The 25,102-nt window shown below is 66.6% G+C and carries 19 protein-coding genes; 3 read left to right on the plus strand and 16 right to left on the minus strand.

What is annotated here, in order from left to right; translation table 11 throughout:
* Positions 1-150 precede the first annotated feature (150 nt).
* Both DESTE_RS02750 and rho read left to right on the plus strand, forming a co-directional pair.
* Entirely contained in the window at positions 151-666 is a 516-nt protein-coding gene (locus DESTE_RS02750; protein WP_035064745.1) for a CarD family transcriptional regulator, read from the plus strand.
* Positions 667-1,013: 347 nt separating this feature from the next.
* Complete coding sequence (gene rho / locus DESTE_RS02755; protein WP_012611640.1) at positions 1,014-2,264, plus strand: transcription termination factor Rho; 1,251 nt, start codon at positions 1,014-1,016, stop codon at positions 2,262-2,264.
* A gap of 151 nt (positions 2,265-2,415) precedes the next feature.
* On the opposite strand, the gene DESTE_RS02760 is transcribed toward rho, so the two are convergent.
* The 14 genes from DESTE_RS02760 to DESTE_RS02825 form a co-directional block, all read right to left on the minus strand.
* Positions 2,416-4,458 (minus strand): multicopper oxidase family protein, encoded by a 2,043-nt coding sequence (locus DESTE_RS02760; RefSeq protein ID WP_425411682.1) that lies wholly within the window; start codon positions 4,456-4,458, stop codon positions 2,416-2,418.
* Between the two features lie 182 nt (positions 4,459-4,640).
* Positions 4,641-5,741: a GGDEF domain-containing protein gene (locus DESTE_RS02765; RefSeq protein WP_051384269.1), complete on the minus strand. Its 1,101-nt coding sequence runs from the start codon at positions 5,739-5,741 to the stop codon at positions 4,641-4,643.
* Between the two features lie 197 nt (positions 5,742-5,938).
* Positions 5,939-7,711, minus strand: a complete 1,773-nt coding sequence (gene rpoD / locus DESTE_RS02770) for an RNA polymerase sigma factor RpoD (RefSeq protein WP_035064750.1) — start codon at positions 7,709-7,711, stop codon at positions 5,939-5,941.
* Positions 7,704-9,503: a DNA primase gene (dnaG, locus tag DESTE_RS02775; RefSeq protein WP_035064752.1), complete on the minus strand. Its 1,800-nt coding sequence runs from the start codon at positions 9,501-9,503 to the stop codon at positions 7,704-7,706. Before dnaG ends, rpoD begins: the two co-directional genes overlap by 8 nt.
* Before the next feature lie 95 nt (positions 9,504-9,598).
* Complete coding sequence (locus tag DESTE_RS02780; RefSeq protein WP_035064755.1) at positions 9,599-12,043, minus strand: endonuclease MutS2; 2,445 nt, start codon at positions 12,041-12,043, stop codon at positions 9,599-9,601.
* 8 nt (positions 12,044-12,051) lie between these two features.
* On the minus strand, positions 12,052-12,498 hold the full coding sequence (locus tag DESTE_RS02785; RefSeq protein ID WP_035064758.1) for a GatB/YqeY domain-containing protein: 447 nt from the start codon (positions 12,496-12,498) through the stop codon (positions 12,052-12,054).
* A 130-nt stretch (positions 12,499-12,628) separates the two neighbouring features.
* Positions 12,629-12,832, minus strand: a complete 204-nt coding sequence (rpsU, locus tag DESTE_RS02790; RefSeq protein WP_012611647.1) for a 30S ribosomal protein S21 — start codon at positions 12,830-12,832, stop codon at positions 12,629-12,631.
* Positions 12,833-13,027: 195 nt separating this feature from the next.
* Positions 13,028-13,216, minus strand: coding sequence for a hypothetical protein (locus DESTE_RS02795; RefSeq protein WP_035064761.1), 189 nt, complete (start codon positions 13,214-13,216; stop codon positions 13,028-13,030).
* Between the two features lie 15 nt (positions 13,217-13,231).
* On the minus strand, positions 13,232-13,504 hold the full coding sequence (locus tag DESTE_RS02800; RefSeq protein WP_012611649.1) for an HU family DNA-binding protein: 273 nt from the start codon (positions 13,502-13,504) through the stop codon (positions 13,232-13,234).
* 190 nt (positions 13,505-13,694) lie between these two features.
* Positions 13,695-14,507 (minus strand): 16S rRNA (adenine(1518)-N(6)/adenine(1519)-N(6))-dimethyltransferase RsmA, encoded by an 813-nt coding sequence (gene rsmA, locus DESTE_RS02805; RefSeq protein WP_035069503.1) that lies wholly within the window; start codon positions 14,505-14,507, stop codon positions 13,695-13,697.
* A 200-nt stretch (positions 14,508-14,707) separates the two neighbouring features.
* Positions 14,708-15,406: a DUF2062 domain-containing protein gene (locus tag DESTE_RS02810; protein ID WP_035064765.1), complete on the minus strand. Its 699-nt coding sequence runs from the start codon at positions 15,404-15,406 to the stop codon at positions 14,708-14,710.
* A gap of 57 nt (positions 15,407-15,463) precedes the next feature.
* Complete coding sequence (fusA, locus tag DESTE_RS02815; RefSeq protein WP_035064768.1) at positions 15,464-17,560, minus strand: elongation factor G; 2,097 nt, start codon at positions 17,558-17,560, stop codon at positions 15,464-15,466.
* A gap of 83 nt (positions 17,561-17,643) precedes the next feature.
* A complete protein-coding gene (locus DESTE_RS02820) occupies positions 17,644-18,771 on the minus strand; it encodes a hypothetical protein (protein WP_035064770.1) in 1,128 nt (375 codons plus the stop codon).
* A gap of 169 nt (positions 18,772-18,940) precedes the next feature.
* Positions 18,941-20,146, minus strand: a complete 1,206-nt coding sequence (locus tag DESTE_RS02825) for a hypothetical protein (protein WP_245590705.1) — start codon at positions 20,144-20,146, stop codon at positions 18,941-18,943.
* Positions 20,147-20,645: 499 nt separating this feature from the next.
* Here DESTE_RS02825 and DESTE_RS02830 point away from each other — a divergent pair, with 499 nt between their 5' ends.
* Entirely contained in the window at positions 20,646-21,821 is a 1,176-nt protein-coding gene (locus DESTE_RS02830; RefSeq protein WP_035064776.1) for an esterase/lipase family protein, read from the plus strand.
* On the opposite strand, the gene DESTE_RS02835 is transcribed toward DESTE_RS02830, so the two are convergent.
* Both DESTE_RS02835 and DESTE_RS02840 read right to left on the minus strand, forming a co-directional pair.
* Positions 21,806-23,104, minus strand: coding sequence for a glycosyltransferase (locus DESTE_RS02835; protein WP_035064779.1), 1,299 nt, complete (start codon positions 23,102-23,104; stop codon positions 21,806-21,808). The two genes, DESTE_RS02830 and DESTE_RS02835, sit on opposite strands and share 16 nt — an antisense overlap.
* A complete protein-coding gene (locus tag DESTE_RS02840; protein ID WP_198015307.1) occupies positions 23,101-25,071 on the minus strand; it encodes a glycosyltransferase family 4 protein in 1,971 nt (656 codons plus the stop codon). Before DESTE_RS02840 ends, DESTE_RS02835 begins: the two co-directional genes overlap by 4 nt.
* Between the last annotated feature and the right edge of the window lie 31 nt (positions 25,072-25,102).

The following is a 25,102-nucleotide window of genomic DNA, read 5'->3' on the forward strand; positions in this document are numbered from 1 at the left end:
CGCCGTCCCACGCACCGGCCCTTTCACACGGCCGCAGCCCGGCCATGAGCAATGCTGCCGACCGCCAGCGGGATGGACTCTTGCTGCGGATTGGGATAGACTGTCTTTTCCTGCCGAATTCAACCTTGTTTTCCCCGCATGGAGTTCCGAGTGTTTGCCCAGGATCAACTCGTCGTCTACCCGGCTCAAGGCGTCGGCAAGGTCGAACGCGTCGAGTCGCAAGTGGTTGGCGGCGTTGCCACGGACTTTTACATAGTCCGCATCCTGGGCAACAACGTTACCCTCATGGTGCCCGTGCGCAATGCCGCCAATGTGGGGCTGCGCCCGCTATGCGCGCCGGAACTGGGGGCGGAAATCCTCGAATCGCTGCGCGACCGCTCCGGCTTCACCGGCTACACCGGACAGAACTGGAACCGCCGCTACCGCGAATACTCGGAAAAGCTGAAAAGCGGCGACCTGGCGGACGTGGCCTACGTACTGCGCGAACTGCTGCTCATCGGTCGGGACAAGGAGCTTTCGTTCGGCGAACGCCGCCTGCTGGAACAGGCCATGGGGCTGATTACCCTGGAACTGGCCTGCGTGCTCGACCGGACCCAGGACAACGTGCGCGCCGAAATCGAAGAGATGTTCCAGGATGTCCTGCAAGCCAGGGAAAAAAGCGAGTAGACCACTTGCCATCCCCTGTCGAATGGGCTAGGTAGCCCCTTGTACGGCGGGTGGAAGCAACCGAACATTGCAACACCTCTCTTGTGGGTCCCCTTCCCTCCTTACCGGGCAACGAAAACCCGGCTTCGGACCCGGCACAGTGTTCCCGCCCGTCCACCACAACGATTTTCCTTCATACCGTCATTCCGACAACAGTCCACGCTTGCGAACGGATCGCCATTGTGCGGTCTTTCGTGCCGTGCGGACGACTGTAATTGCATCCTTCCATACACCCCCACACCCTTCCAAAAGCAGTCCCCACCACGCCTATGAGGAAAAAGAAGAACGTCCAGGGTTCCGAGACGGCCATGAATCTTTCGGAACTCAAGATCAAGAGCATGAGCGAGCTCATGGAGCTTGCCGAGCAATACAACGTCGAAGGCGCCAGCGGCATGCGCAAGCAGGAGCTGATCTTCGCCCTGCTCCAGGCCTGTGCCTCGCAGAACGGCGCCATCTACGGCGACGGCGTGCTGGAGATCCTGCCCGATGGTTTCGGCTTTCTGCGGTCGCCGCTGTGCAGCTACATGCCCGGCCCCGACGACATCTATGTTTCGCCGTCGCAGATCCGCCGCTTCAACCTGCGCAAGGGTGACGTGGTTTCCGGCCAGATCCGCCCGCCCAAGGAAGGCGAACGCTACTTCGCCCTGCTGAAGGTGACCGAGATCGGCTTCGAGCCGCCGGAAAACGCCAAGAATCTCGTCCTGTTCGACAACCTGACGCCCATCTACCCCGACCGCCAGTTCATCATGGAGAACGGGGACAAGAACTACTCCAGCCGCGTCATCGACATGATGGCCCCCGTGGGCCGCGGCCAGCGCGGCCTGATCGTGGCGCCCCCCCGCACCGGCAAGACCATCCTGCTCCAGACCATCGCCAACTCCATCAACGCCAACCATCCGGATGCGTACCTCATCGTGCTGCTCATCGACGAGCGGCCCGAAGAAGTGACCGACATGGAACGCACGGTGAAGAACGCCGAGGTGGTCAGCTCCACCTTCGACGAACCGCCGCAGCGCCACGTGCAGGTCTGCGAAATGGTTCTGGAAAAGGCCAAACGCCTGGTGGAACGCAAGCGCGACGTGGTCATCCTGCTCGACTCCATCACCCGCCTGGGCCGCGCGTACAACGCCGTCACCCCCTCTTCGGGCCGCGTTCTGTCCGGCGGTCTCGACGCCAACGCCCTGCAACGCCCCAAGCGCTTCTTTGGTGCGGCGCGCAACATCGAGGAAGGCGGCAGCCTGACCATCATCGCCACCGCCCTCATCGACACCGGCTCGCGCATGGACGAAGTGATCTTCGAAGAGTTCAAGGGCACCGGCAACATGGAAATCTACCTGGAACGCCACCTTGCCGAAAAGCGCGTGTTCCCGGCCATCGACATCAACCGCACCGGCACCCGCAAGGAAGACCTGCTGCTGTCGGACGAGGTGCTCAACCGCGTGTGGATCCTGCGCAAGATCCTGGCGCCCATGTCGCCCATCGACAGCATGGAATTCCTGCTGGACAAGATGCGCGCCACCAAGAGCAACCGCGAGTTCCTGAACGTGATGAACAAGTAGCGCGCCAGCGTTACGGTTTTCGGCACGGAAACACGAAGCCCGCCGCTCCCGAAATGGGAACGGCGGGCTTCTTTCATTGCGGGGGAACAGCAATGGTCCGGCAGGCACGCCATGCTTCGCCGCGAGGCGCACTCCGGAATCCGGCCCGCCCTTACGGCAGGCGCACGTTGACCATCATCCCCTGGTCCTCGTGTTCCAGGTTGTGGCAGTGGAACAGGAATATCTGCTCGCCGGGGTAGGCGGGGCTGCCGAAGTCCACGTCGGCCAGCACCGTTTCGCCGGGCCACACCAGAACGGTGTCCTTCAGGCCAAGGTCGGTGGGCAGTCTGCCCGCTGCATCCACGGCCAGGGCGCGCACCTGGGCCGGACTGCCCCGCCGCTCGCGCACCCGCATGAAGTCCCCATGCAGATGCATGGGGTGCGGCATGCTGCGGGCCGCATTTTCCATGGCCCAGACCTCGCGCTGCCTGTCCGGAACGGTAATGGGAAAATGGTCCATGGCAAAGGTTTCTCCGGCGATGGTCCAGCGCTTGCCATCGGCTTCCAGCCGCAACACGCGAGTAAAGGCGGAGTGCCCATCCGTGGCCGCATCGGACCCGTCCGGAACGGAAAATCTTTCAGGCACCTTGCGGTCGTAGCGTTCCGCGCGATCCACCGATACCTTCAGGATGGGGTAGTCACTGCCTTCGGCTAACCCAGGGGATTCACCATGCGTACCACTGATTACTGATCCATTGCCGTGTCCCGCGTGTACGCCCTGCCCGCCATGCCCGCCCTGCCCGGAAGCGGAGTCCGTCACGGCGGGCATGGTGGCGCGGTTCATGCCGTGGGGCATGGACCCGTCGTGGCCCATTTCCATTCCACTCATTCCGCCCGAAGTCATGCCTGCGCCGCCGTGACCGGCGTGGTCGCCCTGCCCGCTGCCATGTTCCATCTCGTTGTGCATGGGGTCGAAGGGGAGGTTGCGCAGCCACACCTGTTCACCCGGTTCCATGGCGCGCAGGTCCAGCAGCACCTCCGCCCGCTCTCCCGGCGCCAGGAACAGCCCATCCACCCGGCGTGGCGCGGGCAGGAAACCGCCGTCATTGGCGATCAGCGTCATGGGTACAAGAGAACCGGCCTTGCCCGTACCGCCGCCTCTCGTGAAGGCCAGATTGAAGATGCGCGCGGTGCTGCCGTTGAGCAGGCGGAACCGGTACAGCCGGGTGGACGCGGACAACGTGGGCAGGTGCGCACCGTTCACCAGCACCCGGTCGCCTAGATACCCCATGAACAACTCGTCCTCCACAGGGGCATAGATCAACCCGCCATCGGGGCCGATGCGCTTGTCCTGCAATACCAGCGGAATGTCGGTGGCCCCCAGGGCCAGATCCAGTTCACGGGCAAAGGCGCGTTCCTCGTCGTCGCGCACGATGAAAAACGAGGCCAGGCCCAGATAGGCCTGACGCGCCGTGTCGCCGTGCGGGTGCGGATGATACCAGTAGGTGCCTGCCCGGTTGGTGATGGGGAATGCGTAGTCGTAGTGCTCGCCCGGCCCCACGGCATACATGGGGTGCCCGGCCTGTCCCCACGGGCAATCCACGCCGTGCCAGTGAATGATGGTGACCGGGCCGGAGGGGGCACCTGCGTGCCCCCCATGGGAACCGTGGGCGCCTCCGCCGGGTGCCGGACCCAATGACCCAAGGTCGTTGACCATTCGCACGGCGAAGTCCTGCCCCTTGTCCAGCACCAACACGGGATTGTGATAGACGCGCCCCTGATGTTCCGCCGTGTAGGACAGCATGGGGCCGCCCGTTGCGGGCAGCAATCCGGCCTGAAGCGAAGCGGTCAGGGTGAACGGTCCCGTTGGTGCCAGCAGCCCGAACAGCCCGGATTGTCCGGGCAACGGCAGCGGCCCGCCGGACATCAGGTGCGGCACAGACGCACCGGCCAGGCCCGCCCATGGCGGCAGGACGGAACCGAAGCCAAGCGCCAGAGCCGCTCCACCTGAAAGGCGCAGGAAATCACGACGACTCAGATGCGTGGCCGTCCTGACACGGCCCGGCCTGAAATGACCGCGATGACTGTTCGTTGACATGGTGCGCCTCCCGGACAGCAGGGTACAAGAGACAGCGCGTCGTGATCGACGCGCACGGAGGAAACATGGTTCGAGAATACGCCTTTCCCACCCTGCCGCAACCCTGGCGGCAAGCATGTCGTGTGCGCGACCGACGCTGACAGTCACAGTCCGTAACAACCCGATACAGCCCCCCACAACGAAAAGCGCCCCGACGCTGGGGTCGGGGCGCTTTTCGTTGTGGGGGGACAGCCCTTCCGGCAGCCACGGCAACGTCGGCATGGCATCAAGGAATACATCAAGCATGGTGGAATGCCGGGCTATGCATCGGGCGTCAGCGCGTCGGCCCCATCCATGATCACCCGAACCCTGTTGCGGCCTTCGCGCTTGGCTTCGTACATGGCCTTGTCGGCCAGGTCGAACAGACTGTCCGTCAGCGGTTCGGGCATGCCCGGCCTGGCGTGGGCAACGCCCGCGCTCAGGGTTACGCGCACGCCGTGCTCCACCACCTGCCCCTGCCCGTCACGGATGGCAAAGCTGACGCCTTCCAAACCGGCGCGCACCGATTCGGCAATCTCGCCAGCCCGTTGCGCGCCCTCGCCGGTGAGCACCAGGGCGAATTCCTCGCCACCAAAGCGCGCCACCACCGAGGCGCATTCGCCAGCCCCCTCGGCCCGTTCGGCCTCATCACTCAGGCTGCTGTTGCAGTCTTCCACCTTGCGGCGCAGCACCTCGGCCACGGTGCGCAGCACCTGGTCGCCGATGCGGTGGCCGTGCTGATCGTTGATGCGCTTGAAGCGGTCCACGTCGAACAGCACCAGCGCCAGGGGGGTGCCGCCCTTCCAGGCCACCTCGCCCGCCGCCAGCGCCGTGTCGAAGGCGCGCCGGTTGCCAAGGCCGGTGAGCGGATCGGTGACGGTCAGCTCGCCCACCCGGATGGCGTCGTTGTCCATCTGCTCGCGCACCTCGCTGAAGGTGGCTCGCAACAGGCGCACCACTTCGGTGGGGTCCAGGCCGCTTTCCACGGCGCGCACGCTGTCCTGCTCCAGTTTGTCCATGTCGCCCCGCCGCTGGTGCAGCATGGTCCGAAATTCGCGGGCCAGACGCTCGGTTTCCTGCAGGGCCTCGCGCATGCGGCATTCGTAGGGCTCCACCCGGATATCCCGGTCCGCCCGCAGCACCTTGTGGTAACTCTGATCGCTGAAGTCGCGGCGGTGCAGCACGTCCACCAGCAGTTGCTGGATGCGGGCCTTCTGGTCGTCGTTCATGGTGCTGAACTCGCCCAGCCCGCGCATATAGAAGATCAGCGTTCGCCACTTGCTGTCGTGCGGCACCCCCGCGCGATCCAGCATTTCACACAACCGTTCCTCGCCCGAGAAGGTGCACTGTTGACGGGAACAGTTGCAGGTATTGTCAGCCATGGGTGTCTCGTTCCCCGTACCGTTGCAAGACACTGTCACGCATCGCCCGGCCGGTACGAAGTTGCACCGTGCGTATGCGCCGCCGCGTGCGGGCAACGGCTGTCCGTTGCCCCCCCACACGCGGCAGGGGCGGCCTGCTGGCCGCCCCCGATATTATCAGCGAATGCGTTGCGCCGCCATGGGGCGACGCGCGAATATCAGCTTTCGTAATACGAACGCAGCATCTGGCTGCGCACCGGATGGCGCAGCTTGCGCAACGCCTTGGCCTCGATCTGCCGGATGCGTTCGCGGGTGACGTTGAACAGCTTGCCCACTTCCTCGAGGGTGTGGTCCGACTTCTCGCCGATGCCGAAGCGCTTGCGCAGCACCTGCTCCTCGCGCGGGGTAAGGTCGGCCAGGACGGAGGCAATCTGCTCCGACAGCTTGGTGTTGACCACCTCTTCCGCCGGGGCCACGGCCTTCTTGTCCTCGATGAAGTCGCCGAGACTGGAATCTTCCTCGTCGCCGATGGGCGTTTCGAGCGAAATCGGTTCCTTGGCAATCTTCAGCACCTTCTTCACCTTGTCGATGGGGTAATCCATGCGCTCGGCGATTTCCTCGGGGGTGGGGTCGCGCCCCAGTTCCTGCACGAGGTAGCGGGAGGTGCGGATGAGCTTGTTGATGGTTTCGATCATGTGCACCGGAATGCGGATGGTGCGGGCCTGATCGGCAATGGCGCGGGTGATGGCCTGGCGTATCCACCACGTGGCGTACGTGGAGAACTTGTAGCCGCGCTGGTATTCGAACTTGTCCACGGCCTTCATCAGGCCGATGTTGCCTTCCTGGATCAGATCCAGGAACTGCAGGCCGCGGTTGGTGTACTTTTTCGCAATGCTGACCACCAGGCGCAGGTTGGAGCGGATCAGCTCCTGCTTGGCGCGCATGGCGTGGGTGTTGCCGCGCTTGATGCGCCACAGCACTTCCTCAAGGTCCGTCACGTTGTGGCAGCACTTGTCCTGCAACCGGTTCAGGATTTCGATCTTGCCGATGATCATTTCCTTGAACGAGAACATCTCTTCCACCGTCATGCCCAGCGCCGCGGACGCGGCCACGGGGTTCATCTCGCGCGCTTCCAGCATGCGGAAGATGTCCTGGATCTCGACCTGGGTCTTGCCCGTGGACAGGATGTAGGCGGAAAGGTCGCGCTGGCAGTTGTGCATCTGCCGCACGTAGTCTTCCACCGTCTCGATGATCCGGTCGATAAGGGTCTTTTCCAGCTTGATGTCGCGCAGGCGGTTGACGATGTCTTCCTTGAAGCCCAGGATTTCCTTCTGGATGGCGGTCACCCGGCGTTCCAGAGTGCAGCAGTCGTCCAGCTTGGCGTAGACCTTGCGCTTCTTCTTGTAGGTATGCTTGATTTCATCCAGCAGCAGGATGACCCGCGAACGCTGGTTCATTTCGTCTTCACTGGGGTCGTCTTCCTCTATGGTCTTGACGACGTCCTTCAGCTTGATGCGGTTCTGCTTCAGATCCTCGCCGACGTTGATCAACTCTTCGACCGCCACCGGCACTTCCACCAGGGCGTACAGCACGTCCTGTTCGCCGAGTTCGATCTTCTTGGCGATCAGCACTTCGCCGTCGCGGTCCAGCAGCGGCACGGCGCCCATTTCGCGCAGGTACATGCGCACCGGATCGGTGGAGCGCGACGAATAGTCCGCGGACTCTTCGTCCTCCACGAGATCCAGCCCCGGTTCGCCGGAAGGTTCCTCTTCCGACTCGCCGGGCGATACGGAGATCTTCTTGCCGTCCTTCTCGGTATCGACAATGGCGATCTCCAACTGGTCGAAGATCCCGATGATCTCCTCGATCTGCTCGGGCGTGTTGACCTCTGCCGGCAGGGCCTTGTTGACTTCGTCGAAGGTCAGAAAGCCGCTAACCTTGCCTTTGGCGATAAGCGACTTGATCTGCTGAATATCCTTGATGTTACCCATTCGATCTCCCCAACGTTTCCTGAAGGGCCCGGAGCAATTCAATGCCTGCGGCAGGGTCGGTGGAAGTCGCCGTCTGGCGAAGGGCGGCCATCATGCTTGATGCGCCGAGTTCCCGTGTGGTCACCGATTCGATGCCGGAAAGCAGATCCTGCAATTCCTCGAGTTCCTTGTCGCGGGGCGGGACATCGCCCGTCCTGCACCTGATCCAGAATTCCTTTTCGCGTTCCGAAAGATTGGGCAGCAGCTGTTCCGGCTCTGCGCCGTGGCGGGCCATCTTGGCCCACAGATCCCGTGCCCACGGGCTGGCCAGCACCAGTTCGGCCCCTGCCTCGCGCAGGCGGGCGAAATGATGCGGGTAGCGCACCAGAAAGAACATCACCGCCCGGTCGCGCTTGGCGGGGGCATCGCCGCTGGTGTGCACCGCGTCCACCTGGCGTTGCGGCGCGGGGTTGCGCGCCTCTCGCGCACCGGGGGCGGCAGCCGCCGCGCCCTTGTAGAAATCGCCCGAAAGTCCTTCGCGAATGGCTTCCTCGCGGATGCCAAGGCCGGAAGCGATGCGCGACAGAAAACGCGATGCCAGCAACTGGCCGTCCGCATGCCCTGCCCCGGCCTGCCGCAGCAGGTTGCGCGACCACTCCAGCGCATCGCCCGGCGAATAGAGCGTGCGCAGGGTGTCGATGCAGAAATCCAGCCCGTCGGGCGCGCTCTTGCGCAGCGCCTCGAAGGCATCCTTGCCCTGGTCGTGCAGCAGGCTGTCGATGTCCTCTCCGTCGGGCAGCAGCACCACCTTGCAGCGCATGCCGCGCGTCAGCAGCATTTCGCAGGCGCGCATGGCCGCCTTGCGACCGGGGTTGTCGCCGTCGAACAGCAGTTCCACCGTGGAGCAGAACCCGCCCAGCCGCTTGACCTGTTCCGGCGTCAGCGCGGTGCCCAGCGCGCCGCAGGCCATGTTGTAGCCGTACTGGTGCAGGGTCAGCACGTCCATGTACCCTTCGGTGAGCATGGCCGTCTTGTGCTGGGTCATGGCCCGGCGCGCCTGAAACAATCCGTAAAGATGCTCGCCTTTCTTGTAGATGGCCGAATCGCTGCTGTTGATGTACTTGGCCTGGTCCTCGTCGGCGATGATGCGTCCGCCAAAGGCGATGACCTGGCCCGCCAGGTTCTTGATGGGAAAGATCATCCGGCCCCGAAAACGGTCGAACATGCGGCCCGCGTCGTTGCGCGAAAGCAGGCCCGCCTGCGCGGCGTCCGACTGCTGAAAACCCGCCCGGCGCAGCGCATCCGCCAGGGCCGACCATTCGCGCAGGCTCCAGCCCAGTTCGAAGGAATTCACGATCTCCGGCGAAAGCTGGCGGCGCGCGATGTAGTCGCGGCATTCCTGACCGGCGGGAATGGTCAGGTTGCGCCGAAAATGTTCACGCGCCACGTCGTACATGCGCAGGCACTGCCGCTTGAACGACTGTTCGCGCTGTACCTTGGGGTCCGGCTTCCAGTCGTCTTCCAGCGAAACCCCCGCCTCTTCGGCCAGGGCTTCCAGCGTTTCGCGAAACTCCAGCCCGTGGATGCGCCCGTAAAAATCGAAAATGTCGCCCGAAGCCTGGCAGCCGAAGCAGTAGAAAAATCCTTCCTCCTCGTTGATGGAGAAGGAAGGCTTGGTCTCCTGGTGGAACGGGCACGGGGCCATCCAGCGCGGGCCGCCGGTATGGCGCAACTCGACGTAGCGGCGCGCCACCTCCACGAGGTTCAGGCGGGCCTTGATGGCCTGCACGACCGAGCCGTCCCTGCGTTTCATGCCGCCGTTCCGGTGTTCCGGGTGCGCAAAAGGGAGGACCGCGTGGTGCGCGGGCCGCCCTGCTCCATTTTCACCGTGTTCTGCAACTGGACCAGCTACTTCAATTCGATGATGGTCATACCGTCGCCGCCCTGGTCTTCCGGAGCCAGGGCAAACGACCGTACGGCCGGGAATGACTTCAGGAACGCGTGAATTTCCTTGCGCAGGGCCCCTGTGCCGCGACCGTGGATGGCCTCCACCGCCGACATGCCCGCGAGCAGGGCCTTGTCCAGCGCACGTGAAAGTTCGCTTACGGCAACATCAGCACGCATTCCGCGCAAGTCAACCCTCATGGACGCGGTTGCATCGGAAATGGTGCGGGTCACCGCGCCAACGACCACACGAGGCTTTTCGTCCAATGCGGCCAGGTCTTTAGCCTCGGCCCACATGGTCACCCCGCTCAGGTCCACGCGCACCCTGCCGCGCCGGGCATCCACCTCGACCACCGTGCCCTTCTTGCCCCACGGCACGTAGCGCACGGCCTGCCCGGTGCGCAGTGTTTCCACCTGCAACGCGGGGGCCTGCGGCGCATCGTCGGCGCCCGGCATGCCGTCGGCATCGCCGTTGCCCGCGGCACCGGAAACCAGCCGGGCGCGGGTTTCCGCAAGGGCCTTCAGGGCCTGCTTGTGGCTGACCTTGCCGGACTTCCATTCCTGCAGCACGGTCTTGGCCTGTCCCTGCACGGTTTCGAACAGGGTACGGCGCTCGCGCTCGAAGCGCTCGTCGAGCTTGGCGCGCTTGTCGCGCAGGCGGACTTCTTCGGCCCGCAGTGAAGAAATTTCGGCTTCGCGCTGCACGGCCAGGGTATTCAGGCGGTCCACCAGGGCGCTGGTGTCCTCGCCGTCCAGCAACAGGTACTGTTCGGCGCGGCGCAGCACCGCTTCCGGCAGGCCGTGTTCACGGGCCACGTCCAGCGCCTGGCTGGCCCCCACCTGATCATAGGCCAGGCGGAACAACGGGCGCTTGGTGGCCGGATCGAACAGCACCGAGGCGGCGCGCACCTTGTCGCGGGTCAGGGCGTAGGCCTTCAGCGCCGGGAAGTGGGTGGCGGCCACCACGGCGGAGCCTGCCTCCATCACCTCGTCCAGCACGGCCTGGGCCAGGGCCGCGCCCTGTGCCGGGTCCGTGCCCGCGCCGAATTCGTCCAGAATCACCAGCGCGCCAGGACCAAGACGGTCCCACACCCCGCTCAGGTGGCGGATCTGCGCGGTGAAGGTGGATACGTTGTCCTCAAGGCTCTGCTCGTCGCCGATGAAGGCAAAGATGTCCGTCCAGAACGGCAGCGAACTGCCGGGGCGCACCGGCACGGGCAGCCCGGCCAGACCCATCAGCGCGATGAGGCCCAGCGTCTTCAGGCACACCGTCTTGCCGCCCGCGTTGCCACCGCTGATGACAAGGCCGAGCTGACCGGGCAGCAGTTCGATGTCCACAGCCTGCGGACCATGCTGCGTCACCTGTCCGGTGGCGGACTTGCCGCGCGAGGCGCTAGGGGCAGACTGGGCGGCGTGGGCAGCAGATGCACCGCCCTTCTCGCCGCGCGCGGCGGCCAGAGCCAGCAGCGGATGGCGAGCGCCCAGCAGCGAAACATGACCGCCCTCGCTGACCGCAACGGTCCCTGAGTCGCCGGTTTCCTCGAACCGGGCAGACAGGACGCAGCGCGCGCACAGCACGTCGCCCTCCACCAGCAGGTCGTAGGCGCCGCGCACGGCAGCCAGTTCGTCGCGGACGAGGTCGGTGAGATAGCGCAACACCTTGCGCTCTTCCTCGCGTTCCTCGCGCTTCAGCTCCTGCAGGCCGTTGTTCAGCTCCACCAGGAACATGGGCTCGAAATAGCAGGTTTCGCCGGTCTGCGAATAATCGTGGATGATGCCCTGCAGGCGCCCCTTGAAGTTGGACTTCAGCGGCAGCACGTACCGGTCGGACGAAAGAGTCATGAACTCGTCCTGCAGGTAGTGGCCAATGTTGTAGCGCTGGGCGTATTCCTTGACCTTGCGGGTGCACTGCTGGTGGATGCGGCGGATTTCGCCGCGCACCAGCGAAAGTTCGGGCGAGCTTTCGTCGCGCAGCATCCCGTCGTCGGACACGCAGCGGTCAAGGCCGGACACGGTGCGCTGCGGCAGCGGGTGGCTGTCCACAAGCGCCGTCAGCAGATCCCAGCGACCGCCGGTGGACTGCCCCTCGCGGATGGACACGGCCAACTTGCGGGCCAGCCCCAACGTCTGGCGCAGGGCCCACAGCGCGTCGAGGTCCAGCACGGTGGCCGGGGCGTCCAGCGCGCGGAACACGCCGTCCAGCGGAGGGAAGGAAGAAAGGCGAAAGCCCGTGTGCCCGGCCCAGCGCCGCGCCTCGTCGAACAGGGCGGCGGCATGGCGCACGGCGTCGATGCCGGTCAGCGGGCGTACGGCAAGGGCCGCTTCCGCTCCGGCTTCGGAAACGCACAATCCGGCAAGATGCGTGAGCACCTTGCCGAATTCCAGCACCTGAAGGCTGCGGGATTCCATGTAAGGGACTACCCCGCCAGGCGCGCGCGAACGGTGGCGGAAAGCGCCTTGCCGTCCACCCGGCCCTTGTGGGCGTTCATGATGGCCTGCATCACCCGGCCCATGTCCTGCGGACCCTTGGCGCCGGTTTCGGCAATGGCGGCATCGATGGCGGCGGCAAGTTCGTCGCCTTCCAGCGGGGTGGGCATGTATTCGCGCAGGATGACCAGTTCCGCCTGTTCCTTGTCGGCCAGGTCGGTGCGATTGGCGGCGGTGAACTGCTCGATGGAATCCTGACGCTGCTTGGCCTGCTTCAGCACCACGTCCAGCAGTTCCGCCTCAGTCACCGGGCGCATCAGCTCGACCTGCATGTTCTTGGCGGCGGTCTTCAGCATGCGCAGCACGCCCAGGCGCACCGCGTCCTTGGCCTTGTAGGCCGACACGTAGTCCTTCTCGATGCGTTCGGAAAGATTCATGGGTGCCACCAGAGCGAAAGAATGGGGTTCCGGAAATACGGAATACGGGAAACCCGGAAGACCTCCGGGTTTCCCGTTCCAGGCATGTCGCGGCTGCGTATGGGGCGGTGCCCCGCGCAGGCGAAGCGGCTTAGGCCATGTTCATCTTCCTGATCTTCTTCAGGAGACGCTTGCGGGCGGCCGCCTTCTTCTTCTTGCGCATCACGCTGGGCTTTTCGTAGTGCTGACGCTTCTTCATTTCGGAAAGAACGCCGGCCTTTTCGACCTGCTTCTTGAAGCGACGCAGCGCGATGTCGAAGTTGTATTCGTCGTCGTTAAGATACACACCGGGCAAAGAAATCACCCCCTTCGCCAGAAATCCCCTTGCGGGGTGGGTGCGAACGGGTTGTTTACACCGCCCGAGCGCAAAAGGCAAGCCCTGTCCGAACCCGTCAGGAATCAACCTGACTGGGCCATGCCGGACAGGGCCGAAAAAGAACCCGTTGGCGGCACCGCGCAAGGCGGCCGGTAACGGGTGGAAAGCTGGCGCCTAGTGATGCCCCTCGGAATGACAGCCACCCTTGCAGGTTTCCAGCACCGACTTGAGGATCACGTAGCCCACGCCGCTGCAGATCACGAACAGGACGGCGTACAGCACTCCGAAGAAGATGGAATGGTCGGGCATCCACCACGGAATGTCCTGCGGCAGGGGGCTGTGAATGGTTTCACCGTGCAACATGTTGTTCCTCCGACCCTACTTGATCGAGTCCTTCAGGGTCTTGCCGGGGCGGAACTTGACCACCTTGGACGCGGGAATCTTGATTTCCGCGCCGGTACGGGGGTTGCGACCCTTGCGCGCCTGGCGATCTTCGACCGCGAAGGTGCCGAAGCCGGTCAGGGTAAGCTTGCCTTCGGCGGCCAGAGCGTCCTTCACCGCGTCCAGGAACGCGTTCAGCGAGCGCTCGGCGCTGGCCTTGGTCAGGTTGGCCTTTGCCGCGATCTTGTCGACCAGATCAGCCTTGGTCATCTGCCTTTCCTCCTCTCGGGTTAGCTGCGGTCAGGTTGCCTGGGGACTTCAGCGCCGAGGGTGGCATGCCCCCTGCTTGCGCTTTTTTTCTCAAGTCGCCCCGAAAATACCAGAGGCGCACCCGGCACGCAACGGAACAACGGTACACTCCGCATCGACAAACATGATTCCCGGCACAAAGTCAAGGCTGTCAGGGGATTTTGACGGATTCCGAGAGCATGTGAAAATCTTCTGGAGCCAGGCTTTCCGGCCGCACCGCCGGGTCCAGCCCCAGCCCCGTCAGCAGTGCGGGCACGTCATCCTGCACATAACTACGCAGAATTCTTTGCAACTGCTTGCGGCGTTGTTGAAAACACACCTTCAGCAGGCGCGAAAGACGCGCCGGGTCGAACCGGCCCCGCGCCGCGCCCAGCGGCACGAAGGACAGCACGGCGGAATCCACCTTGGGGCGCGGCACGAACACCTGCGGCGGCACGATGAACTCCAGACGCGGCGTGACGAAGCTCTGCAGCCATACCGAAAGCGCGCCATACGCCCCGCTGCCCGGCGCGGCCACGATGCGTTCGCCCACTTCCTTCTGGATCATGAACACCGCCCGCGCAAGGCCGGGGGCCGTGCTCAGGATGTCCCACATCAGCGGCGAGGCCACGTTGTAGGGCAGATTGCCGATGACCTTCCACGAGCGGGCCGGGGTCAACCTTTCCCACGGGAACAGCAGCGCGTCGGTGAGCACCGGGGTGATCACCGGCGGTTCCGCCGGGCGGGTGCGGCCATGTTCGCTGGCCCAGTGGTAGTCCTTTTCCAGCAGGAACAGCTGGGCGGGACCGGCGGCGTGGATGTGCCGGGTCAGCGCGCCGGGGCCGGGACCGATCTCGATGACCCTGTCCTCCGGTCCGATGCGCAGGGCCGCCACGATCTTGGCGGCTATGTTGCGGTCGCGCAGGAAGTTCTGCCCCAGGCTCTTCTTGGCGCGCGGGCCCCCTGCCCCGTCGGGCGACGGCATGGTGTCGTCCGCGCTGGTTCCGGCAGGGGCGGAAGCAACGGGCATATCCATGCCCATGCCGTCCGGTTCCGACGACGGACCGTCGAACCGGTTGCGCCCCCGGCCCGAACGCCCGGGAGCCGGATCGGACCCACCGCCACCACGGCGGTCCTGGCGTGGCCGGGAATGGCCGGGTTTGCCGGATTGCTTGCCGCGCGGGGTCATGAACGGTCTCCATCGTGGTGGCCGGTTGTGTCGGCGTTCACGGTAGTTGTGTGAGAGGGGTGGTCGGACGGGGATGACGGGCCAGCCTGGTCAGTCGGAGCAGGCCGGACAATCGAAGCAGGCGAAGCAGGCGAAGCCGTCGAAACAGGCGAAGCCGTCGAAGCAGGCGGTGCATCCTGTTCGGACTGTACGGGCTGGCCAAGCCGGGCATCGCGCCGGGCCTGCCAGGCGCGCAGCAGTTTGATGGTCCTGCGCTGGCGGTAGGCGTTCACCCCGCGAAAGGTCAGCACGTAGGTGACGAAGGCGGCGGGAATGCCCAGCACCACCCCGCCCAGGCACATCACCAGAAAGAAATCCCGCCCCAGTTCCAGCATGCGGGTCATGTCCAGGTTGGCCGGATCGAAGGCCACCGTGGTGTGCCAGAGCAACCCGCCCACACAGTACAGCATGGCGTAGAAGGGAATGACGTTGAGCGGGTTGGACACGAACGTGCCGATGGCCGCGCCCACGGGGTTGCCCCGCAGCACGAAGGCCAGCGCCAGCGAGACCACCGTCTGGAACGGGATGATGGGCAGAAAGCCCACGAACACCCCCACGGCCAGTCCCATGGCCAGCGAATGGGACGACGCGGACTGACGCATCAGCCGCAGATACTGAAAGCGCACGAAGCGCCGCAGCCTACCCCACCATTCCATCGTCAATCCTTGGCGGGCAGGCCGTCAGGCGTGCCATCTTGGTGCATGCACAACGCATCATTCCATCCTGTCGAAGCGCTCGAAGCGCATCACCAGCCCGGCCCGGCCCTGGGTGGCCGAACGCAGGGCCGTGGAGAAACCGAACAGCTCGCGCAGCGGGGCCAGGGCCTGCACCACCTTCTGGCCGGAATGATCGAACATGTTCTCCACCTTGCCGCCCCGCGCGCCCAACAGGCCGATGGCCGACCCTACGTGTGCCTCGGGCACGCCGATTTCCACGAACATGATGGGCTCCAACAGCACCGGATCGGCCTTGGCCAGGGCGTCCTTGACGGCGGCCACGGCGGCCATGTGGTAGCCCGCCGGGCTGGACGCCCCGTCGCGGCGGCGCAGTTCGGTGACGGCAATCTCCACGTCCTGCACGGGATAGCCCTTGACCACACCGCTCTGCAGGCTGTCGGTGATGCCCTGCTCCACGGCGTCCACCCACTGGCGGGGCCACTGCTGGGTATCCACCTCGAAGCGGATGCGGGTGCCTTCGTCGCGCGGGCGGGGCGCCACGGACAGGGCCACATGGCCGTAGTGCGGCTGGTCGCCCAGTTCCCGGTCGAATTCTCCGCTGCCCGTGGCGGCGGAAAGAATGGTTTCCTGATGCACCACCTGCGGGTTGCCCACGCGGGGCGACACGCCGTACTCCCGGCGCATGCGTTCAAGCACCACTTCAAGGTGCAGTTCGCCCATGCCGGAAACGATGCGCTGGCCGGTGCCCTCGTCCAGTTCCACGGCCAGGGTGGGGTCTTCCAGGGTGACGCGTTCCAGCACCTCGTCCAGCTTGGCGCCTTCCTCGGTGTTGCGCGGCTCCAGCGCCAGCGAGATCACCGGGCGGTACGCGGCGATGTTTTCCAGCAGCAGCGGCCGGGCCGGGTCGGACAGGGTGTCGCCGGTACGCACCGACCGCAGCCCCACCGCGGCCACGATGTCGCCCGCCACGGCGGTTTCGATCTGCTCGCGCCGCCCGGCATGCAGCCGGTACAACTTGGAGAAGCGCTCGTCCTTCTCGCGGGTGACGTTGCGGCAGGCATCCCCTTCGGACGCCGCCCCCGCGTACAGGCGCAGCAGGGCGTACTTGCGGCTGCCCTCCATGACCACCTTGAACACCAGCGCGGACAGCGGCGCATCCGGGTCGAACGGCACGGACACCTTGCGGCCCTGCGCCGTGTCGTAGCCCAGCACCGGGGCGGTCTCGTCCGGACCCGGCAGGTACGCGCACACCCCGTCCAGCACGGGCTGCACGCCGGTGTTGCGCAGGGCGGACCCAGCGAACACCGGCACCGCCCGGCGGGCCAGGGTGGCCCGGCGCAGCGCGGCACGGATGTCCTGCGGGTCCATCTCGCCGCCGCCCAGATACACGTCGATGAAAGTGTCGTCTGCCTCGGCCAGGGTTTCCAGCATCCTGTCACGCCATGCGGCGGCAGCGCCCAGCAACTCCGGGGCGGGGGCATCCGGCAGCGATGCGGCATCCGCCATGGGGGTGCGGGTGTACTCGCGCCCTTGCGTGGACTGGTCGAAGGAAAGATATTCCATGGTCACCAGGTCCAGCAGGCCCTCGAAGTCCTCGCCCTCGCCCACCGGGGCCATCACCGGCACCACCACCGCCCCCAGCCTGGTGCGCATGGCCTCCAGCACCGCGCCAAAGTCCGCCCCGGCGCGGTCCATCTTGTTCACGAAGGCCAGCTTGGGCACGCCGAACTTCTCGGACTGCCGCCACACTGTCTCCGACTGCGGCTCCACCCCGCCCACCGCGCAGAACACGCCCACCGCGCCATCCAGCACGCGCAGAGACCGTTCCACCTCAATGGTGAAGTCCACATGGCCGGGAGTGTCGATGATGTTCACGGTGTGGCCGTCCCACGCGCAGGTGGTGCAGGCCGAGGCGATGGTGATGCCGCGTTCCTGCTCCTCGGGCATGAAGTCCATGGTGGCGGTGCCGTCATGCACCTCGCCCATCCGATGGATGCGGTCGGTATAGTACAGGATGCGCTCGGTGAGGGTGGTCTTGCCCGCGTCGATGTGCGCGATGATGCCGATGTTGCGCAGCGGTGCCGCCTTTTCGCGGGGATGGGGGCGTTTGCCGCCGGGGGCTGCGTGGGACATGGAGAACTCCGGAGATTGGCGTACGAGGGAATGAAGGAACCGGAGAACGGGACAGGCGAAAGTGCAGTTGCCGCGCGAGGCGGTCAGGGCGTACCCGAAGAACCGGGCGAGACGGAAGCGGACAGCAGGGCCACGGCGCGCCGTGCGAACCAGGCCGGGGAAAGGCCGGGGTGCATCCAGCACCATTCATGGCCGGGGCCCAGCACCAGATCGACATGGTCCAGCCAGCCTGAGGCCTGGTCCGGAGCGCAGGCGACTGCGGTCAGGGGGAGCAAGGAGGGCAAGGTGCTGAGGGGAGCGAAGCCGGAGGCAATGGCGCCGGACGATGCGGCGGGGATGTCGAGAAACGTGGCGTCGGGGTGAGCGGCACGCAGGGCGGGCACATCCAACCGATCGTCAGGAGCGATTGCATCAACATCCTCGACAATGCCGATGACCGGTGCGGGGCCATCGCGCCACACGGACACGCCGAGCGAACGGGCACGAGCAGAAATTCCATCCGGATGCTCGCCCAGCAACACCAGACGCCCACCTGCCCCATCTCTCCCAGCGGCCCAGCCGCTGGCGGCCAACGCCTCCAGTAACGCGGGCAGCGCATCGGCGGTCAGGTCGGCCACCACCTCCTGCCCTGCCAGCTCCAGTGCAGCCAGCATCGGAGCAGGCCACGGGGCGGAGCCGCCCACCCGCAACACGGCCACGTTGCCCACTCCGGCGAACAGCGCGGGCAGCATGGCGGCCAGCAGGCGCGGGGCCGATGCCCACGCCGCATCCACGCAAACCAGCGCCCAGGCACAGGGGGCGGTGTGCTCCAGGCTGGTGAATCCCTGCCGCCAGCGCGTGGCGGTGCGAGTCTCGCGCACGTCGCCCGCGCCAGCCCCCCCTGCGGCCCCGTGCAGCACGTGCAGGCGGGCGATGCAGGTCTTCAGGCGGGCGCGGTCCACATCGCCGGTGGCCTCGTAGGCGGCGGCAAAGGCGGCGTCGTCAACAGGGGTGACGCCGGGCGTGGAGGCCAGCAGTTCGGCAAGATCAGGTCCGGCAGTGTCAGGCTGAACCGTGCCGGGTCGAGCGACGGCAGACCCGGACACGTCTGGGCCGGACACGCCTGGGCCGAAATCGTCTGGGCTGAAATTGTCCGGGCCAAAATCGTCCGGTTCGGCAGCAGCACCGGCGCACGCCGAAAGGGAGGAAGAAACATCGCGGGCTGAGGACATGCGGTTCCTGCTGTTGCGGTACGAAAACGGTGCGCGCGAAATGAATGCCCTGGCCGCGCCGCACGCTGGCGCACTATAGCCGTTCGCCGGAAACGAGGCAACGCGCGACGTAGCGCCGCGCGTTGCCGTTGCCCCGATGGCGTTGATGGCGTCGGTGAAACGGACCGGGCTACGAACCCAGCGCGGGCTTGCCCAGCCGTTCCTTCATGTAGTTCTTGAGCAATGCGCTGACCAGTTCCTCGCGGCTGAGGTGGGTGGCATACGCGCCGTCCTTGATGATCTTCCAGAAGTCGTCGCGCGAGAGGATGGAATCTTCCTTGGCCACCACGGCCAGCCGCACGCTGTAGTCGGCCAGCGCCGTACGCAGGGCGTCCTCGTTCATGCTGTCGAACTCGCCGGTACGCGCGGCAATGGTTTCGGCGGGGGGCAGCCGGTCCGATTCCAGCACCTGCCGGAACCCGGACAGAAACCGTTCCGCCCCGGAACGGATGTGCTTGCGCTGCACCACATTCAGGTTGGCCCACCCGGCCTTCACCCACTTGAACAGGGCATAGCCGGTAGCCTTGGCGCCGGGCTGCTCCTCGAAGAACACGGTGATGGTGGCGGAATCGTACATGTAGGTGTCCATCCAGCTGATGCCGCGCGTGGTGGCGCCGGGCACGCCGGAATAGACGTATTCCCAGTCGGTGTCCTTGCCCACGATGGCGCCCTTGCGGCCCACGGTGGAAGGTTCGGCCTGACGCGACACGGAAATCAGCACCGCCCTGCCCTCGTGCCGCGTGAGCACCAGCAGGCGGTTCAGGGTGTAGGCATAGTAGCACCCGCTGAAGGTATCGGGGGTGATTTCCTCGCGCTCGGCGCCGTGCAGCACCAGCGGCGCGTCGGCCAGCCCCTGGTCGGCGGCGCGTTCCCACAGGCGCAGGCCGCTTTTCATGATGTCGCTGCCCGGCTGCCAGCGGCTGCTGCGGATGGACGCGGGAAATACCGCTTCCTGCGGAATGGCCGGGTCGTAGCAGTAGCGCAGCAGCTTTTCCAGCGGGGCATTGATCTGGCTGCGATAGAAGATGCCGTAGCCGGGGTCGCGCTTGGCGGGCAGGGCCTTTTCCGTGGCGGCGGCGGGCTGCATGGCGAAATCGAGCAGGGTGTTCAGGGCCGCAAGGTTCAGCCCCTTGCCGGGCGTGGCGTTGCGGTCGCCCACGGCGCCGAGCAGCATGGTGACGGCGCCCTCTACCGGTTCGGGCAGGTTGCCCTTTTCACTGGACTTGTCGGCGCTATCGTCAGAGGCCAGGGCTGCCGGGGGCAGCGCCAGGGCCATGCCGATAGCAAGGGCCAGGACACAGGACACGGCCAGCGCGAACGCGGGCAGGAAACGCATGCGGACGGCGGCGCAAAGGGCCGCAATGCGGCTACGCGAAAGAAAACACATCGACATGGGGCGAAAGAACCTCGTGACGGATGGCGTGTCGGCAGGGGTGGGCGGCGCAGGGCGGACAGGGCCGGAGAATGCGCCGCGGAAACTCGGGTTGGAATTGCACCGCGGCACGCCTGATGGGGCCGCAGGCGGCACGGCCAGCCTGGCCGGACGTTCCGGTGAACATGGGCCAGACGCACTGGAACCGTGGGGCCGGACGTTCCGGAAAGACCGGGACCAGACGCACCGATGTGCATGAAGGCCGTATGCAGAACGCCCGACCCGGCCCCATGCCTGCCCGATGAAGCATCGGCAAGAGGGGGCGTGACGGGCGGTGCCGGGCAATGGCCGGTCATGCTTGTCCCCCGAACAGTAATTGTCTACTCTGGTCACGTCAAGACAACCGGCGCGGCGGCGGGCCCATGCCCTCCCCGCGCCGCATTCCTCCCGACGAGGCCTGTGCATGTCCCTGCTGCTGGTGCCGTTGTGCATCGCCCTGTTCATCGCCACGATCAGCTACCTGCTGTTCTTCCGCGCCGCGCGCCGCGACGCCACGCCCACGCCCCCTCCCACGCTGGTGGTGCGGGGCGTGTTCTACAGCGTGGCCGGGGTCGTGATGGCCCTGGCCTTCTACCCGTTCGGGCCATGGTTCCGGCGGCGCTGCCGCCCCTGCCCCTTTCCGTGCCGGACCGGGGCCGGTGACCGACACCACGGCGAAGCACCCTGCGCCGGGCGCGCCTCTGCCCCGGCTCCACGCCCCGACGGCCCACCTGACGCGCCGTCCAATGTGCCGTCCAATGTGCCGTCCAATGTGTCGCCCAATGTACCGCCAGTTCTGCCGCCAGTCCTGCTCATCCACGGCCTGTACCACAACGTCACGGCCTGGACCCTGTACCGCCGCTGGCTGATGGCGGCCGGGTTCACGCGGGTGTACTGCCATGGTTATTCCAGCTGGCACACCGGGTTCGGGCTGTTGGTGGACGAACTGGACGAGTCGGTGCGCGACCTGGTGGCCGCGCATCCCGGCGAACGCCCCCTGCTCATGGGGCACAGCCTGGGTGGATTGCTGATCCGGGGCTGGCTGGCCGATGCGGCCAACCAGCAACTGGTGGCCGGGGCCGTGACCCTGGGCACCCCGCACCAGGGCAGCACCCTGGCCCGGCTGGGCGCGGGCCGCCTGGCCCGCAGCCTGACTTACAGAGGGGCGCTGATCCGCGAACTGGAAGCCACCGAGGCCCCGTCCGACGTCCCGTGCGTGGCCCTGTATTCGCCCATCGACAACATGGTGGTGCCGCAGGAAGGACTGCACGTGACCACGCCCGGCTGGACCCTGCGCGCCTCGCCCGCCGTGAGCCACATCTGGATGCTCTGGGACCGGGGCACGGCGCGGCTGGCCATCGAATCGCTGCGCGAACTGGCAGCCCTGCACGCCGAACGGGAACGGGGACACAAGGCGTGCGGCCATCCCGCATCGGGCCATCCCGCATCTGGCCACATCGCATCCGGCCATCCCGCATCCGGGCACACCACGGCCAGCCACACCGGGCCCGGCGAGCCGCCGTGCGCCGACGCTGCCCCGGAACAGGCCGCCGCCCCCAGGAATGCGGATGTGAAGAGCCCCGGCTACAGCCGGGCGTAGACCTTCAGGTAGTCTTCCACCATCCGGTCCACGGTAAACCGTGCCCGCCACGCGTCCTGGCCCGCCCTGCCCAGCGTGCGGGCCAGCCGGGGGCGCTCCAGCAGGCCCGCCACCGAAACAGCCAGGCCGCCCCAGTCGCCTTCTTCGGCCAGGGCGCCGCTGACGCCGTCCTCCACCTGCTCCGGCAGCCCGCCCACGCGGAACGAACACACCGGCACCCCGGCGGCCATGGCTTCCAGCACCACCAGGGCGTGGTTGTCGGCCAGCGTGGGGTACACGAACACGTCCGACGCGGCCAGCAGGGTGTCCAGCATGGCGCGGTCCACGTAGGGCCAGCGCAGCAGGTCGCCGTCGCGCCCGGCGGCATCGCCGCCCACCATCAGCCCCACTGCGGCGGGCACGGCGCGCTTCACCTCGCTCCACAGGGCCATCCAGCGATGTCCGCCCTTCAGCATGGCCTGCTCGCCCCCGTGCGCCACGAAAATGACCACCCTCGCATCAGGCGCTATGCCCAGCGCGGCGCGGGCCTCTGCCTGCGGGGGGCCGCCCGCCGCGTCCACGCCATTGGGCACCACGCTGCACGGCAACTCGGGAAAACGCGCCCGCACCATGCGGGCCAGCCAGCCCGAGGGGCTGACCAGCAGCGGCCCTGCGGCGCGCAACGCGCTGGCCCGCCGGTCCTGCAACGGGGCGGCGGCGGGATAGCCGCGCGGGCACGTTTCGGGACAACCGGTGCGCCAGCCCTCGCAGTCGATGGGATACACGCAGCCGCCGGTGAGCAGCGAACAGTCGTGCACGGTGATGACCAGCGGGACGGGGGGAACGGGAAGAACGGGGGATACGGGTAGCGACGGCGATGGGGGCCGATCCCCCCCGCCGGAAATGCCCGACGGCTCCGGCTGGCCCGATTGACTCGACTGGCCCGATTGACTCGATTGACTCGATTGCCCCGGCTCGACGATGGAACCGAGACAGGCCGTCCAGTCCAGCGTGGCGTGCAGGTGCAGGGGCATGCCGGGCATCAGGCAACCGCCCACCCCGGCGGCGGGCACCACGCCATGCACGGCCCCACCTTCGGCATATCCTTCGGCGGCACCTTCGCCAGTGCCCTCTTTGGGGGCGTCAACATCGGAAATGTCGCCATCCAGGATCTCACAGGTCCGGTGCACCACCACGCCGCGCCGGGCAAGCCCGCGCGCCAGCATGTGCGCCACCCGCGTGGCTCCGCCACGGTGGGAAAGCAGGGTATGGAAATGCAGCGCTGCCGGAAGCGTGGTGGTCATGCGCCCTCCCCGCCGTCATGGGTCATGCCCGCTGCCGGAATTTCGCCAGATGGGGTCTGCGCCAGGTGGTCAGCGGCTTTCGCCGAGCCCGAAGCTGGCCGGGCCCGCTCCAGCAGATCCTGCTTCAGCGCCCACAGCATCAGGAAGCTGGCCGCCTCGCGCGCCATGCCTTCTCCCACCAGCATGTCCAGCAATTGGCCGACAGGCGCGGACCGCCGCGCGGCGAACAGCAGCCGCTGCAACAGGCGGGGGGGCACCAGCCGTTCCACCCCGGTGTAGAACACGGGAAATTCCTGCTTGCGGTATACCGCCTCGCCCGCGCGGGTCCAGCCGAGCACCATGTCGCGGTCAAGCTGCGCCGTGGGGTACGCGCCGAACACGTCCGCATACGGCATGTGCAGCGGATGCGCGGCCTCGCGCAATTCGCGCAGGGCGTCAGAGTCCGCGTCTTCCCCGCCCTTCGGCCCTGCGTCATGCTCCGCTCTCGGGCCCGCAACCGAATCGGCGGACGGGCCTGCATCGTCCCCGGCGCTGACGCCCAACGCCCGGCCTGCTCCGTGCCCGCCCCCCTGGAATGGCGCGGGCTGCCGCCACAACGCCTCCCACAGGTCCAGCCAGCGGGCGACCACGCCGTCCCAGGTGAATTCCGCCAGCACCCGTGCCCGCGCGGCAGCCCCCATGCGGGCGCGCAATGCGGCGTCGGTGGCCAGCCGGGCCAGGGCATCGGCCAGGGCGGGCACCTCCACCACGGTCTGCTGGGCCAGCAACAAGTGGTACTGGCTGTCGAAGAACACCGGCGCCAGCATGTCCACGTCGGGCGTGGCCACCGGGGCCAGGGTGGGCACGGTGAACCCGGTTTCACCGTGCACGACGATGTCCCGGTAGCCGTCGTAGTCGGACACCACGGCGGGCAGCCCTGCGGCCCCGGCTTCCACCAGGGTCAGGCCGAAGGTTTCCTGCATGTTGTCCACGGGAGAAACGAACACGTCCGCCGCCGCGAACAGCGCGGCCCTTTCCGTGTCGGATGGCGAAGGCATCACGCGGATGCGGATGCCCAGCCGCTCGGCCAGGCCGGTGATGCGGGCCGGGGTGTCGTCACCGGATTTCACGAACCCGGCCACCACCAGCAGAAAGCCGCCACGGGCCAGCCCCAGGCCTTCGGCGCGCTGCAGGGCGCGCAGCAGGGGCAGCAGGTCCATCTTGGAATAATGGGCGATGCGCGCGAACACCAGCAGCACCGGCTCTGCGTCCACGCCCAGCATCTGGCGCATGTCCGCCCGCAGTGCCGTTTGGCACTCCGACCCGCGCAGCGGACCAGGCTGCGACCCCGCCTGTGACCCCGGCGGCGCCCCCGCCTGAGAACGGACGGCACCGGACGCCGCGTTCAGGAAATCCGCGTCCACGCCCAAGGGTATCCGCTCCACATGCGGTGCGGGGTATGTTTCCTCGTCCAGCCCGTAGGCGCGGCGCAGATGCTCGAACATGCGCAGCACCACCGCCTGCCCGGCCGTGGAGGTGGCCACCACGGCGTCGCGGGCCGTGGTGCCCGGCCACAGGTGGGCCAGAAACCTGGCGGGGTAACGGGCGTAACTGAGCGAATGGGTGACCCCGGTCACCGGGAACAGCACCGGCGCGTACGCGTTGCGCAGCCGGGCCACATGGGGCTGGTCGGTGACGCTGTCCGACAGGTGAAAGCAGTGATAGGGCTTGCGCGCCAGCATCCAGGCCAGATCGTTGCGGGTGGACACCCGGAACCCGTTGCGCGCGGCGATGACCGGAAATTCCTCGCGCAGGCAGGCCTCCGTGGCTTTGACCACGTCCAGCCCCGGCAGAAAGAAATGGTACTCGGGAAACGGGTCGGCCCGCAGCAGCGCCCGCATGAAGCCCGCATTGGCCACGGGACGGCCCATGATCTCGCCGGTTTCAAGAAAGGGGTGCAGGGTGCCCCAGGCGCGTTTGGTGCTCATGGTGCAGCAAAGACACAACTTGTCGAGGCTG

Source organism: Nitratidesulfovibrio termitidis HI1 (assembly GCF_000504305.1).
GTDB classification, from domain to species: Bacteria; Desulfobacterota; Desulfovibrionia; order Desulfovibrionales; family Desulfovibrionaceae; genus Cupidesulfovibrio; species Cupidesulfovibrio termitidis.